The following is a 16442-nucleotide window of genomic DNA, read 5'->3' on the forward strand; positions in this document are numbered from 1 at the left end:
TGGGGCTCCTGATCGTGCGCGTTCAGCTGAGGTTGTCGATGAACTCGAAGAGTTCGTGATCGTCCGCGGTGTCGAGGTGGTCGGCGTCGCCGCCCGGATCGACGGCACCGGCGTCCCTGCCTTCGAGCTCACGCAGCAGGGCGGACAAGGTGGTCGCCAGCGACGACCGGTCGGCGGCCGACAGATCGGCGGAGGCGACGCTGCGGCCCAGCGCTTCGACGTCGGCGGCGATCCGTTTCGCGGGGTCCTCGATCGGAGCGATCTCCTGACGCAGGTAGCCGGCCAGTTCCCGCGGAGTCGGGTAGTCGAACATCGCTGTCGCGGGCACCGGGACGCCGGCGGCCGATTTCAACCGGTTGCGGAATTCCATGACACCGAGTGAGTCGAATCCGATATCGGTGAAAGGTTTGTCGGCGGGGATCGACTCGATGTCGCTTCCGAGCACGGCCGCGGCCTCGCCGCGAACCAGATCGAGGACGACGCGATCCTGCTCGGCGGTCGGCAGGCCCGCCAGGCGGTGCACCGGTTCCGGCGATGCGCTCCCCCTGGTCTCGGCTCGGCGCGGGGTGGGTCCCAGCAGGTCGCGCATGATCGGACGCGGGTCGTGATCGGCGATCTCCGTGAGCACGACCCGGGCCGCGACGAACGCCGCTCTACCGTCGGCCAGTGCGGCGTCGAACAGAGCCATCCCCTCTTCCTCGCCCAGCGGCGGGAAACCCTCCCGCCGCAACCGGGCGAAGTCGGCGTCGCCGAGCGCTCGCGTCATGCCGGTGTCCGCCTGCCACGGGCCCCAGGCGATCGAGGTCGCTGGTAGGCCGTGCACGTGCCGGTGCTGCGCCAGGGCGTCGAGGAACATATTCGCCGCCGCGTAATTCGCCTGTCCGGCATTGCCGATCACACCCGCGATCGACGAATACAACACGAACATCGACAGATCCATGTCCCGCGTCGCCGAATGCAGATTCCACGCCGCGTCCACCTTCGGCCGCAACACCTCCGCGATCCGCTCCGCCGTCAGGTTCTCCAGGAGCGCGTCGGCCAGCACCCCGGCGGCGTGCACGACGCCGGTCAACGGATGCTCCGGCGGGATCGCCGCCAGTACCGCGTCCAGCGACTCCCTGTCCGCCGCATCACAAGCGACCACGTCCACGTGGGCGCCGAGGGCGACGAACTCGTCGCGCAACTCCGCGGCACCGGGTGTGTCCGGGCCGCGTCTGCTGGCCAGCACCAGCCTGCGCACCCCGTACTCGGAGACCAGGTGCCGCGCCGCCAACGCACCCAAACCACCGGTACCACCGGTGATCAACACCGTGCCCTCCGGCCGCAACGGCCTCGGCACGGTGAGCACGTTCTTGCCGATATGCCGAGCCTGACTCATGAAGCGCAACGCCTCAGGGAGATCCCGCATGTCCCAGGCGGTCAGTGGAGACGCGGTGAGCACACCCGCCTCGAAGAGGTCGACTATGCGGGTCAAGATTTCGTGGAGCCGGTCGGGGTCCACGTCCATGAGCATGAAACCGCTGTAGGTGACCCCGGGGTATGCGGCGGCTACCTGGGCGGGGTCGCGCCGATCCAGCATCCCCATCTCGACGAACCGGCCACCAGGCCCCAGCAGCCGCAACGACGCGTCAACGAACTCCCCCGCCAACGAATCCAGCACCACATCCACACCACCGGTCAGCGCACCGAACTTCCCCTCGAACTCCAACGACCGCGAATCACCGATTTCCTCATCACCAAAACCCAAACCCCGCAACACACCCCACTTCGACCGGCTCGCCGTCACCAACAACCGCGCACCCAACCAACGCCCCACCTGCACCGCCGCCAACCCCACACCACCCGTCGCCGCATGCACCAACACCGTCTCCCCGGCACGTACCCCGGCCACATCGACCAACCCGTAGAACGCCGTCGCGAACACCGCAGGCACCGCCGCCGCCTCCGCGAACGACCACCCCGCGGGAATCGGCACCACCGACCGGGAATCAACCACCACCAACGACCCCACACCCGTCAAGAACCCGAAAACACGATCACCGGGCGCGAGTTCGGTCACTTCCGAACCCACCTCGACCACCACACCCGCACCCTCGACGCCCAGCACGGCGTCCGGGTCGGGGTAGGTGCCGAGCGCGACGAGCACGTCCCGGAAGTTCAGGCCGACCGCCATCGTGCGCACCCGCACCTGCCCCGGAGCCAGTGGCGCCCAGGCGGCCGGAAGTTCACGCAGCTCGAAGTTGTCCGCGCTGAGCGTGCCTTTCCCGATCGGCGCCAGTCCCCATTCGCGGTGGTCGGCGGACCCGGCGGCGCGCAGTAGCTCCGCGCCGCGCAGGCCGGTGTGCCCGGCACGGTGCAGTCGCGGTGCGTGCGGGACGCCGCCGCGGACGGCGAGTTGCGGTTCGACCTCCAGCGTCAGCGCCGATACGACGCTGCGCCGCAGGTGATCCCACTCGTCGACGTCGACGAGGACGAGCCGGTCCGGGTGTTCGCTCTGGGCGGTGCGCAACAACCCCCACGCCGCGGCCGCCGCCGGATCCACGGGCTCTCCGGTGTGGATCGCCACCGCCCGCCGGGTCACCACGACAACACGGCCGTCCCGTTCCAGCAACTCCCGCACGCGCGTAGCCGTCGCGGTCACCACCGCGCGCACGGTCACGGGCACCGCCACCCCGTCGACGGCGGTTTCGACCCGGGCCACCGTCACGTCCCGGCCCGCGACGTGCACGGTTTCGAGGTCACCGGCGACGTCCCAGATCCCGGTGGCGCTCGCTTCGACTGCGGGCAGCGCCGTCCAGTCGAGTCCGTAGCCGACCGTGCGGTGCCGCGCCGAGGCGAACGCGCCGGTCGCGAGACTGCGCAGGCTCAACGCCCCGATCTCGGCCACCGGCCGTCCCGAAGTGTCGGTGAGGGTCACCGCGATCCGGGTTTCTCCCGCCGCCGCGCCGGACACGGCGGCATGGACCCGCACCGTGGTGGCTCCGGCCGCATGCACTCCGATGTCTTCCCAGGAGAACGGCACAGTCACCGCACCGGCCACCGGCTCGGGCGCCAGCCCCCCGACCAGGACGGAGTGCAGCGCCGCGTCCAGCAGCGCCGGATGCAGGCCGTACCCGCCGGCCTGGGCGCGAGCGGACTCGGGCAGGACGACCTCGGCGAAGACTTCGCCGTCGCCGCGCCACAGCGCGGTCAGCCCCCGGAAGGCCGGGCCGTACTCGTAGCCGAGTTCCTCCAGATCCGCGTAGGCGCTCGTCAGTTCCCGTGCGGTCGCACCGGCCGGCGGCCAGCTCGCCGCCGTCGGGGCCGACGGGCCATCCGCCCGCGCGGTCACCGTCGCAGTCACGTGACGCACCCATGGAGCGTCGGCATCGGGCTCCTGGCGGTCACGCGACCGCGAATACACCGTGACCGCCCGTGCACCGGATTCCTCCGTCCCGCCGGCGACCACCCGCAGCTCGACCGCACCCGTCGCGGGCACCGGCAGGGGCGCTTCGATCACCAGCTCCGACACCGCTGGACAGGCCAGAACCGTACCGGCGTGCAGGACGAGTTCGACGAAAGCGGCGCCCGGGAACACGACCGCCCCGCCGACCGCGTGATCGGCCAGCCACGGATGATCCGCTGTGGACAATCGCCCGGTGAACACCACATCCGGCGAATCCGGCAACCGCACCAGGGCGCCCAGCAATGGATGACCCGCGTCGTCCAGACCCGAGTGCGCGACGTCCGCCACCCGGACCGACGGCAACCAGTACCGCCGACGCTCGAACGCGTACGTGGGCAACGCTACCCGCGCGCTCGCACGGCCCGCGAACAACGGCGTCCAGTCCACCGGCACACCTCCGGCGGCGGACTGCGCCAGCGCGGTCACGAACCGATCCGGCTCGTCGGTCGAGCGCCGAGCGGCCGCGACCACGATCGACTCCCCTTCGGCCGCGGGCATTTCGGCCAGACACTGCCGGACCATCGCCGCCAGCACGGCATCCGGGCCGACCTCCAGGAATCGCCGGACGCCGTCGTCGATCAGGGTCGCGATACCGGGCGCGAACCGGACACACCCGCGTACCTGGGCCACCCAGTAGTCCGGGTCGGTCACTTCGGCGTCGACCAGAGCGCCCGACACATTCGACACGATCGGGACGGACGGCCGGTGGTAGGTCAAACCTTCTGCCACGCCGCGGAATTCGCCGAGCATCGGATCCATCGCCGCCGAATGGAACGCATGGCTCACCCGCAGCCGCGAGGTCCGCACATTCGCCGTGGCCAGCCGACCGGCGATCGCGTCGATCGCGGGGGCCGCGCCGGAGAACACCACCGACTCCGGCCCGTTCACCGCGGCGATCGAAACCCGGTCCGCGAACTCGCCGAGCACGTCGACCGCCCGGTCCTCGGGCATCGCCGCGGCCAGCATCGCGCCGTCGCCGGGCAGTGCGCCCATCAACCGCCCGCGCGCCACCACCAGCGCGCACGCATCCGGCAGCGACCACACTCCGGCGAGGTAGGCGGCGGTCAGTTCGCCGATCGAATGTCCGATGAGCACATCCGGAACGACGCCGAACGATTCCAGCAGCCGGAACAGCGCCACCTCGAACGCGAACAACGCGGGCTGGGTGAACTCGGTCCGATCCAGCAGCCCGCCGCCGTCCGGGTCGAAGACCAGCTCCCGCAGCGACCGGCCGAGCAGCGGGTCGATGTGGGCGCACAGTTCGTCGAAGGCCGTGGCGAACACACCGAACGCCGCGTACAGACCGGCGCCCATCCCGGCGCGCTGCGCGCCCTGACCGGTGAACAGGAACGCGGTGCGGCCGGTCGTGTTCGCCTTCGCCGCGATCGCGCCCGGGGCACCGGCGGCCAATTCCGCCAGCCCCGAGAGCAATTCGTCCCGGTCATGTCCGACGACGACGCCACGCCACGGCAGCTGTGCGCGGGAGGTGATCAGCGCATGGGCGGTATCCCAAGGGGCGGCGTCGGGATGGTGGATCGACCACTGCCGTAGCCGCTCGGCCTGCGCCCGCAGACCTGACTCGGAGCCGGCCGACACCAGCCAGGGCACGACCGTCTCGAGGCGCGGCCCGGGCGCGGGCACGACCGGCGCCGGCGCGGGCGCCTCCTCCAGGATGGCGTGGGCGTTGGTGCCGCTGACACCGAACGACGAGACGCCGGCGCGACGCACCCGGTCACCGGCGGGCCAGGGCTCCGGCTCGGTCAGCAACCGCACGTCGCCCGCCGACCAGTCCACGTGCGGGCTCGGCTCGTCCGCGTGCAGTGTCTTCGGCAGGGTTTCGTGCCGCAGCGCCTGCACCATCTTGATCACGCCACCGACACCCGCGGCGGCGATGGTGTGGCCGAGATTGGATTTGACCGACCCGATGAACAGCGGGCGACCGGCGCGGTCGCGCCCGTAGGCATTGATCAGGGCCGTGGCCTCGATCGGATCGCCCAGCGTCGTACCGGTGCCGTGCGCCTCCACCGCGTCCACGTCCGCGGGTGTGAGCCCCGCGTCGGCCAGCGCCGCCGCGATCACCCGCTCCTGGGACGGACCGTTCGGCGCGGTCAAGCCATTGCTCGCGCCGTCCTGGTTGACCGCGCTACCGCGCACGAGAGCGAGAACAGGGTGCCCGAGGCGCTGGGCGTCGGACAGCCGTTCGAGCACGAGCACCCCGACGCCCTCGGCGAAACCGACGCCGTCGGCGGCGGCGGCGAACGATTTGCAGCGTCCGTCGGGCGCCAGGCCGCGCTGACGGGCGAAGTCGACGTAGAGATACGGCTCCGCCGCGACCGTCACACCGCTCGCCAGTGCCAGCGAGGTCTCTCCGTCGCGCAGCGCGCGGGTGGCCTGATGCAGGGCGACCAGCGACGACGAGCACGCGGTGTCCACGGTGACGGCGGGACCCTCGAAACCGAAGACGTAGGCGACCCGGCCGGAGATCACGCTGTGCGTGGTGCCGGTGAGACGGTAGCCCTCCAGGTCTCCGGTGATCCGGTCGCCGTAGCCGGACGAGCACGCTCCGGCGAACACGCCGGTATCGCTGCCGCGCAACGCGGCCGGGTCGATCCCGGCGTCCTCCAGTGCTTCCCAGGTCGCTTCCAGCAGCAGGCGCTGCTGGGGATCCATGGCGGACGCCTCCCGGGGACCGATGCCGAAGAATGCGGCATCGAAATCGCCCGCGTCGGGGAGGAAGCCGCCGCGCCGGGTGTAGGAGGTACCCGGTTTGTCGGGATCCGCGTCGAACAGTCGCGCGAGATCCCAGCCGCGGTCGGCGGGGAAATCGCCGCTGGCGTCCGTGCCCGCGGCCAGCAATTCCCAGAGGCTCTCCGGTGAGGTGACTCCGCCGGGGAAGCGGCAGCTCATGCCCACGATGGCGATCGGTTCGTCGACCGGGCGGCTGCGCGGCGCCTGCTCGGCGGGTTCGGGCGCGTCGCCGGGCATCGCCAGGGAGCGCACCAGCTTCGCCATCGCGGCGGCGGTCGGGTGGTCGAAGACCAGTGTCGACGGCAACTGGAGACCGGTGACTTCGGACAGCCTGTTGCGGAATTCCATGACACCGAGTGAGTCGAATCCGATCTCGCGGAACGGTGTGTCCGCCGGGATCGACTCCGCGCCGGTGTGCCCCAATACCGCCGCGGCTTGGGCGCGGATGAGTTCGAGCACGACGCGGTCCTGCTCGGCAGCCGAGCGACCCGCCAGCCGCGCGGCCAATTCCGGGCGTTGCGCCACGTCATCGGCGACGCGGCGGCGGGACGGACGCGCCAGATCGCGGGTCAGTGCGCGAGGTTTCGTTTCGGCCAAGGCGTCGCGGTCGACGCGGACGGCCACGAACCCGGACGCGCCGCTCGCGAGTGCGCCGTCGAACAGGGCCATCCCCTCTTCCTCACCCAGCGGCGGGAAACCCTCCCGCCGCAACCGGGCGATGTCGGCGTCACCGAGCGCACCCGTCATGCCGGTGCTGCGACCCCACAGTCCCCAGGCGATCGAGGTCGCGGGCAGACCTTGCACATGCCGGTGCTGGGCCAAGGCGTCGAGGAAGACGTTCGCCGCCGCGTAATTCGCCTGCCCCGCATTGCCGATCACACCCGCGATCGACGAATACAACACGAACATCGACAGCTCCATGTCCCGCGTCGCCGAATGCAGATTCCACGCCGCGTCCACCTTCGGCCGCATCACCTCCGCGATCCGCTCCGCCGTCAGGTCGGTGAACAGGCCATCCGCCAGCACGCCCGCGGCGTGGACGACGCCGGTCAGGGGATGCTCGGAGGGGATGGCCGCGAGCGTCGCCGCGAGGGCGTCCCGGTCCGCCGCGTCACAGGCGACGACCTCCACGTGCGCACCCGAGGCCACGAGTTCGTCACGCAGTTCGGTCGCACCGGGTGTGTCCGGGCCGCGTCTGCTGGCCAGCACCAGCCTGCGCACCCCGTACTCGGAGACCAGGTGCCGCGCCGCCAACGCACCCAAACCACCGGTACCACCGGTGATCAACACCGTGCCCTCCGGCCGCAACGGCCTCGGCACGGTGAGCACGTTCTTGCCGATATGCCGACCCTGACTCATCAGCCGCAACGCCTCCGGCGCCTGCCGCAGATCCCATGCGGTGAGCGGGGACGGCGTCAGGGTTCCGGCCTCGAACAGCTCCACGACCGTGGTCAGGATCTCCCGCAGCCGTTCCGGCGCCACATCCAGCAGGACGAAACTCTCGTACCGCACGCCGGGGTGTTCGGCGGCTACTCGCTCGGGGTCACGTCGATCCAGCAACCCCATCTCGACGAACCGCCCGCCAGGCCCCAGCAACCGCAACGACGCGTCAACGAACTCCCCCGCCAACGAATCCAGCACCACATCCACACCACCGATCAGCGCACCGAACTTCCCCTCGAACTCCAACGACCGCGAATCACCGATCTCCTCATCACCAAAACCCAAATCCCGCAACACACCCCACTTCGACCGGCTCGCCGTCACCAACAACCGCGCACCCAACCAACGCCCCACCTGCACCGCCGCCAACCCCACACCACCCGTCGCCGCATGCACCAACACCCTCTCCCCAGCACGCACCCCGGCCACATCGACCAACCCGTAAAACGCCGTCGCGAACACCGCAGGCACCGCCGCCGCCTCCGCAAACGACCACCCCGCAGGCATCCCCACCACCAACCGCGAATCAACCACCACCAACGACCCCACACCCGTCAAGAACCCGAAAACACGATCACCGGGCGCGAGTTCCGTCACTTCCGAACCCACCTCCACGACCACACCCGCACCTTCGACGCCCAGCACGGCGTCCGGGTCGGGGTACATCCCCAAGGCGATGAGGGCGTCGCGGAAGTTGAGACCGACCGCCCGCACCGCCACCCGGATCTCGCCGGGGCCGAGTGCCCGCAACGCCTCCGGCGTCTCGACCAACGTCAGGTTGTCGCCGGACAAGGTGCCCTTGCCGTGGTGGGTCAGCGCCCACGCCGGTGCCCGCGTCGCCACACTCGCGTTACCGACATCTCCTGCGGCCCGGTGCAGGCGCGGAACATGCGCAACGCCGCGGCGGACGGCGAACTGCGGTTCGGAGGTCGTGGTGATCGCGAGGGCGACGTCGTGCCGGTAACCTGCCCAGTCGTCGACGTCGACGAGGAGGATCCGGTCCGGATGCTCGCGCTGAACGCTGCGCAGCAACCCCCACGCCGCTCCCGCGGACAGATCGACCGGCTCGCCGGGATGCGCCGCCACGGCCCGGCGGGTGACCACGACGATGGTGTCTTCCCCATCCAGCAGTCGCTGAATCCGGGTGGTCAGCGCGGTCACCACATCCCGCGCCGATTCCGGCACAGCGCGGTCGGCGTCCTCGTCGAGCCGGATCACCGTCGCCGCCCGGCCCGCGAGACGCACGGTGTCGCCGTCCTCGCCTTCGCTCCAGACTCCGGTGTCCGCGATCGCGTCCATCTCGGGCAAGGCGACCCACTCCACGCGATAGCCGAGCCCCTCGCCGGGCGGCCGGGACCGTCCGAGTGCCTGGACCGGAATCGGACGCATGGTCAACGCGCCCACCTCGGCCACCGGCAGACCCGATGCATCGGTGAGCGTGACCGCGATCCGCCTGGCTGCGGCGGAGGCGCCGGATACGGTCGCGTGGACCCGCAGCGTGGTCGCTCCGGTCGCGGACAACTTGACGTTCTCCCAGGAGAACGGGACCGCGACCGTCCCTTCCGGCACGTCGGATATGAGTCCGCCCAGCAGGATCGGATGCAGTGCCGCGTCCAGCAGAGCAGGGTGCACCCCGAATCCGGCGACCCCGGCGCGGCCGGGCTCGGGCAGGGTCACTTCGGCGAAGACTTCGCCATCACCACGCCACAGCGCGGTCAACCCTTGGAACACCGGCCCGTAGTCGTAACCGCGTTCGGCCAGATCCGCGTAGGCACCGGCGATATCCACGGCGGGCACACCGGCCGGTGGCGCGACGGCCACGGCCGGGGCCACGGCGTCCGCTTCGGCGGTGATGGTGGCGGTGACGTGGCGGACCCACTGCGGTGCGCCCGCGCTCTGATCGACCGGACCGCGCTCGGCGCGAGACGCCCCGTCCGACCGCGAATACACCGACACGGAACGTGAGCCCTTCTCGTCCGGGGCACCGGCCACCACCCGTAGTTCGACGGCTGCTGTCGACGGCACCACCAAGGGCGCCTCGAGCACCAGTTCGGACAGCAGCGTGCACTCGACCACCGCACCGACATGAAGGACGAGTTCCACGAAGGCGGTTCCGGGCAGCACGGCCACGCCCGCGACCGCGTGATCGGACAGCCACGGATACGCCGAACGCGACAGCCTGCCGGTGAACACCGCCTCGTCGCCGTCCGGCAGACGCACCATCGCCGCCAGCAAGGGATGCGCCGCCTCGTCCAGGCCCGACTGCCGGATATCCGGCGCACCGCCCGGTATCAGCCAGTGCCGCCGGTGCTCGAACGCGTACCTCGGCAGGTCCACCCGGGTGGCGACGGGAGCCAATGCCCGCGCCGCGACGTCGACACCAGCGCAGTGGGCGCGCGCCAGCGCGAGCGACAGCTGCTGCGGCCCACCCTGATCGCGTTTCAAGGTGCCCAGGACGGCCACCCGGCCGGACGCGCCCACGGCGTCCGCCGTCAACTCGATCCCGACCGTGAGGACCGGGTGCGGGCTGACCTCGATGAAAGCGTTCACACCCGCTCGCCGCAGCGCGTCGACCGACTCGGCGAACCGGACGGGCTCACGCAGGCCGCGATACCAGTAGGCGGCGTCCAGCAGCGCGGTATCGACATAGTGCGCGGTCACCGTCGAGAAGAACGGCACCGAACCGGATCGCGGCGCGACCGCAGCCAGCTCCGCCAGTACCCGATCGCGGATGGCCTCCACCGCGGCCGAATGCGACGCGTAGTCCACCGGAATCCGTTTCGCCCACACGCCGTCGGCCGCGCAGGCCGCGAGGAATTCGTCCACGGCCGAGGTCTCCCCCGAGACCACGGTTTGCGCCGGACCGTTCACCGCCGCCACGGACAAACGGTTCCCGAACCCGGTCAACCGGTTCGTGACCGCGTCCACCGCCAGACCGACCGACGCCATGCCACCGGCTCCCGCCAGTTCTTCGGCGACGATCCGGGACCGCGCGGCGACCACGCGCGCACCGTCGGCGAGCGAAAGACCGCCCGCGACCACGGCCGCCGCGATCTCACCCTGCGAATGTCCCACGACCGCGGCGGGCTCCACCCCGCTCGCCCGCCACACTCGCGCCAGCGACACCAGCACCGCGAAGAGCGCGGGCTGCACCACGTCCACCCGGTCCAAGGACGCCGCGCCCGGTTCTCCGCGCAGCACCGCGGTCAGCGACCAGTCCACGAACGGCGCCAGCGCCGCCTCGCATTCCGCGATCGACGCCGCGAAAACCTCGTGTGTGGCGAGCAGTTCGGCGCCCATCGCGGGCCACTGACTGCCTTGACCTGGGAATACGAACGCCACCCTGCGTGCCGCGGCCCGGCCCGTGACCACGGCGTCGTCGTCGGCGCTCGCGGATCCGGCCAGACCAGCGAGCCCGGAGCGCAGATCGTCGAGGTCGCGCCCGACGATCGCGGCGCGGAATTCCAGCTGCGCGCGGTGCCGCAGCAGGGTGTGCGCCACATCGTCGGCGTGCAGGTCGTCTCGCGCCGTCAGCCATTCGGTGAGCCGAAGGGCCTGCGCGCGCAGCGCTTCCTGGGTGCGCGCCGACACGGTCCACGTCCGGACGCTCCGATCACCGGACTCGTCCGCGGCACCCGTGGTTGCGGCCGGAAGCACCGACGGCGGCGCCTCCTCCAGGATGAGGTGCGCGTTGGTCCCGCTCATCCCGAACGACGACACCCCGGCACGACGCACCCGGTCGCCGGCCGGCCAGGGCTCCGCCTCGCTCAGCAGCCGCACGGAACCCGCCGACCAGTCCACATGCGGGCTCGGCGCATCGAGATGCACAGTCTTCGGCAGTGTTTCGTGCCGTAACGCCTGCACCATCTTGATGACACCACCGACACCCGCGGCCGCGACGGCATGACCGATATTCGATTTCACCGATCCGATCCGCAGCGGTCGCGCCCGCTCGGCGCCGTAGGCCGCGATCAGCGCCTGCGCCTCGATCGGATCGCCCAGCGCGGTGCCGGTTCCGTGCGCCTCCACCGCGTCCACCTCGGTGGGCGTCAGTCCCGCGTCGGCCAGCGCCGCCGCGATCACCCGCTCCTGCGACGGACCGTTCGGCGCGGTCAGGCCATTGCTCGCGCCGTCCTGGTTGATCGCGCTGCCGCGCACGACCGCCAGAACCCGGTGCCCGAGGCGACGGGCGTCGGCGAGGCGCTCGACGACCAGCACGCCGACCCCCTCCGACCAGGTCACGCCGTCGGCCGCGGCGGAGAACGGCTTGCACCGCGCGTCCGCCGCCAACCCCCGCTGGCGCGCGAAGTCGACGAACAGCGCCGGACTCGCCGAGATGCTCACGCCACCGGCCAGCGCGAGGGAGGTCTCCCCCTGGCGCAGCGCCTGACACGCCAGATGCAGCGCGACCAGGGACGAGGAGCACGCGGTGTCGACCGTGACGGCGGGGCCTTCCAGGCCGAAGAGGTAGGCCACGCGGCCGGAGATCACGCTGTGCGATGTCCCGGTCAGCCGGAAGCCTTCGTACTCCCCGGTCACGCCCTCCGCGTAGCCCGAGGCGCAGGCGCCGACGTACACGCCGGTGTCCGTACCGCGGAGCGCGGCGGGATCGAGGCCCGCGTCCTCCAGGGCTTCCCAGGCGACCTCCAGCATCAGCCGCTGTTGCGGATCCATCGCCGCCGCCTCGCGTGGGCCGATCCCGAAGAACCCGGCGTCGAATTCCGCCGCGTCGGGGAGGAAGCCGCCCTCCCGGATGTAGAACGTGCCCGGCTGGTCCGGATCGGGGTGGAACAGCCGCTCCAGGTCCCAGCCACGGTCCTCGGGGAACGGCGAGATCGCGTCGGTTCCGGAAGCGACGAGACGCCACAGGTCCTCGGCCGATCCGACACCGCCGGGGAAGCGGCAGCCGATCCCGACGATGGCGATCGGCTCGTCGGATCGGCCGCGGCGCACCGCGCGCGGCGCGGCGGGATCCACGCCTTCGAGGCGCGCGCGCACCAGCCGCGCCACCGCGGTGGGCGTCGGATGGTCGAACATCAGCGTCGCGGGCAGCGTCAGCCCGGTGGCGGCGGCCAGCCGGTCGCGCAACTGGACGCCGCTCAGCGAGTCGAATCCGAAGGCCGTGAAGGGCAGGTCGGCGGGAACGGCCTCGGGCGACTCGTAGCCGAGTATCGCGGCGGTCTGCTCGGCGACGACCCGCCACACCAGCGCGTCTCGTTCCGGCTCCGGCACGGCGAACAGCCGCGGCGCCAGCGGGCCTTCCACGGTGGCACGCCTCCTGCGCACCGGAGCGGGCGCGGACGCCGTGGACTCCGCCACCCGCTCGACCATGCGCATTCCCAGCGAGCTGACCGTGAGCACCGGGTCGCCGTCCTCGGACACGGCCGTCACTCGCAGGGTGTCCGCACCGATCAGTTCGACCCGCACCCGGGCCGCGGCGGCCCCGGCGCGATACAGCCGAGCGCCCCTGGCGGACAGCGGCATCGGCGTCCGAGGGGCTGCGTCGTCGGCGAGCAGATCCGTCGCGGCGTGCGTCATGGCGTCGAGCAGCGCGGGATGGACGCCGAACCGGCCCGGATCGCCCACCGACTCATCCAGCGACACCTCGGCGAACACCTCGCGACCGCGCCGCCAGGACGCCGTGACTCCCTGGAAAGCCACGCCGTAGCCGAGCCCACGGCCGGCCAGCCGGTCGTACAGTTCTTCGGCGGCCACGCGCTCGGCCCCGGCGGGCGGCCATTCGATGCCCGGCCGGGCGGAGGTCTCGTCGCGGTCCACGGCCAGCACGCCCTGCGCGCACCGAGACCAGTCCGCAGCGGCGTCGGCGGTGGCGGGCCGGGCGTGGACGGTGAACGTCCGCCGCCCGCTCTCGTCGGCCGCCGCGACGCGCACCTGGATCGCCCACGGCAGGTTCGCCGGGAGCGGCGCCTCGATCCGGAGGTCCTCGATCTCCGGAGCGCCCACCCGAGCGCCCACGCTCCACGCGGTCTCGAGCCACACCGCCGCGGGCACGGCGAGAGCCCCGAAGACGAGGTGATCCGCCAGCCAGCGCTGGTCGTCCGGGGCCAGGAGCCCGGTGAACAGCCATTCGTCGCGCTCGGCCACCGGCACCGCCGCGCTCAGTACCGGATGGTCCGGCGCGAGCAGCCCGGCGCGGCGCAGATCCGCGGCGCCCGCGCCGACCTGCGGTGTCCAGCACCGGCTGCGCTGGAACGCGTAGACCGGAAGGTCGACCCGCGCGGCGGGGGGAGCCAATTCCGCCACCACCGCGTCGATACCCGCGCAGTAGGCCCGGGCCGACGCCACGGCGAACTCGTCGGGTCCCCCGTGGCCACGACGCAATGTGCCGCACACCGCCACCCGGTCGGCCGCGCCCAGCGCCTCGGCCACCAGTTCGATCGCCGAGGCGACCACCGGATGCGGGCTCGTCTCCACGAACGCGGTCAACTCCGCACGCAGCAACGCCTCGATCGACTCGGCGAAGCGCACCTGCTCGCGCAACCCGCGATACCAGTACGCCGCGTCCAGTCCGGCGGTGTCCACGAACTCGGCCGTCACCGTCGAGAAGAACGGAACAGCACCGGTTTTGGGCTGGATCGAGGCCAGGTCGGCAAGCACCCGGTCGCGAATGCGTTCCACCGCCGCCGAATGCGACGCGTAGTCCACCGGGATACGTTTCGCCCAGACCCCTTCGGCCGTGCAATCGGCGAGGAACTGCTCGATCGCGTCGGCCGCACCGGACACCACGGTCTGGCCGGGAGCGTTCACCGCCGCCACCGACAACCGGCCGCCGAAGGCCGCCAGCCGGTCCGCGACCGCCTCGCCCGGCAGACCGACCGACGCCATACCGCCCGAGCCCGCCAGCAGTTCCGCGACCGCGCGCGAGCGCAGGGCCACCACGCGCGCCCCGTCTTCCAGCGACAAGCCACCGGCCACCACCGCCGCCGCGATCTCGCCCTGCGAATGCCCCACCACGGCGGACGGTCGCACACCGGCGGCCTGCCACCGCCGCGCCAGCGATACCAGCATCGCGAACAGGACCGGCTGCACCACGTCGACGCGATCCAGCGAGGCCGCTCCCGGCGTCCCGCGCAGCACCTCGGTCAACGACCAGTCCACGAACGGCGCAAGCGCCGCCTCGCATTCCGCGATGGACGCCGCGAAGACCTCGTCGGACGCCAGCAGTCCGGCGCCCATGCCCACCCACTGGCTGCCCTGACCCGGGAACACGAACACCACCCGGCGCGACGCGGCACGGCCGGACACCACCGCGGGATCGCCGACGCCCGGATCGGGCGCCCGCTCGGCCAGGGCGGCGAGCCCGGCACTCATCCGCTCGGCGCCGGACCCCACCACGGCTGCCCGCCACTCCAGCGGCGTCCGGGTGTGGGCGAGCGAGTACGCCACGTCGGCGGTACCGGCTTCCGGGTTCTCCGCCAGCCACTCGCACAGACGAACGGCCTGCTCCCGCAATGCTTCTCGGCTCCGAGCCGACAGCACCCACACCGCGGGCCGGGGCTCGGCGGTCGCCGCCGCGGCCGCCGCCGCGGGCGCCTCCTCGAGGATCACGTGCGCGTTGGTTCCGCCCATCCCGAACGAGGACACACCGGCCCGGCGACGCGCGTCGCTCGTCCACGGCTGCGTGCTGGTCTGCACCCGCAGCCCCAGCTCGTCCAGCGGGATCCGGGGATTGGGGTTGCGGAAGTTCAAGCTGGGCGCCAGCTGCCCGTGCCGCAGGCACAGTGCGGTCTTGATCAACCCCGCGATTCCCGCGGCGCCTTCGAGATGCCCGATATTGGTCTTGACCGAACCCACGGCCAGCGGCTGACCCGCCGGACGCCCCGCGCCGTAGATTTCACCGAGCGCCGCCGCCTCCACCGGGTCGCCCGCCGGCGTACCCGTGCCGTGCAGCTCCACATACTGCACCGAGGGCCCGTCGACCCCGGCCGCCGTCAGGGCGGCCCGGATGACGGCGGCCTGGGCAGCGGCGCTGGGGGCGCTCAGCACCTGCCGTTCGTTGCCGTTGTTGACGGCGCTGCCACGGATCACGGCGTAGATCCGGTGTCCCGCGGCGATCGCTCGCTCCACCGGCTCGAGCACGATCATGCCGCCGCCCTCGCCGCGGACCGTACCGTCGGCCCGGTCGTCGAAGGTGTGGCATCGCCCCGTCGCCGAATGCGCGCCGAACTGTTCGTATCGTTCGCCGCTCAACGGGGACAGGATGAGATTCAGCCCGCCCGCCACGGCCACGTCGCACTCGCCGTCGCGGATCGCCGCGCAGGCCAGGTGCACCGCGACCAAGGAGGAGGACTGTCCGCTGTCGACGACCATGCTCGGCCCGGTGAACCCGTAGTAGTTCGAGATCCGGTTGGCGGTGACTCCTCGCCCGACGGCCCACAGCGAGTGCCTGCCGATGCCGGGTATGCCCTGGGTCGCCACGATTTCGGCGAAATCGGTGCCGGTGCAACCCAGGAACACGCCCGCCCGCGAGCCCGTCCCGGGACCGAGACCGGCGTCCTCCCACGCCTCCCAGCTGAGTTCGAGCCCGAGCAGCTGATGCGGGTCGAGAACGTTCGCCTCGTTCGGCGGGACACCGAAGAATCCGGCGTCGTATTCCGTAGCCGAGTCGAGGAATCCCGCGGTCTCCTCGACACCGGGCCGGTCGGCGGGCGCGGGCCCGACGGCATCGCGGCCCTCGCGCAGCAATCGCCAGAACTTCTCCAGGTCGGAGGCGCCCGGCATCCGGCACGACATTCCGACGATAGCGATGTCACTCGCTGCTTCGACCATGGGATTTCCTCTGTCT

General features: G+C 71.7%; 1 protein-coding gene. It reads right to left on the reverse strand.

Annotated features, from left to right (window positions below):
* Positions 1-22: 22 nt before the first annotated feature.
* Complete coding sequence (locus QMG86_RS17805; RefSeq protein ID WP_281873417.1) at positions 23-16426, reverse strand: type I polyketide synthase; 16404 nt, start codon at positions 16424-16426, stop codon at positions 23-25.
* Positions 16427-16442: the final 16 nt, after the last annotated feature.

Origin of the sequence: Nocardia sputorum (assembly GCF_027924405.1) — a bacterium.
GTDB classification, from domain to species: domain Bacteria; phylum Actinomycetota; class Actinomycetes; order Mycobacteriales; family Mycobacteriaceae; genus Nocardia; species Nocardia sputorum.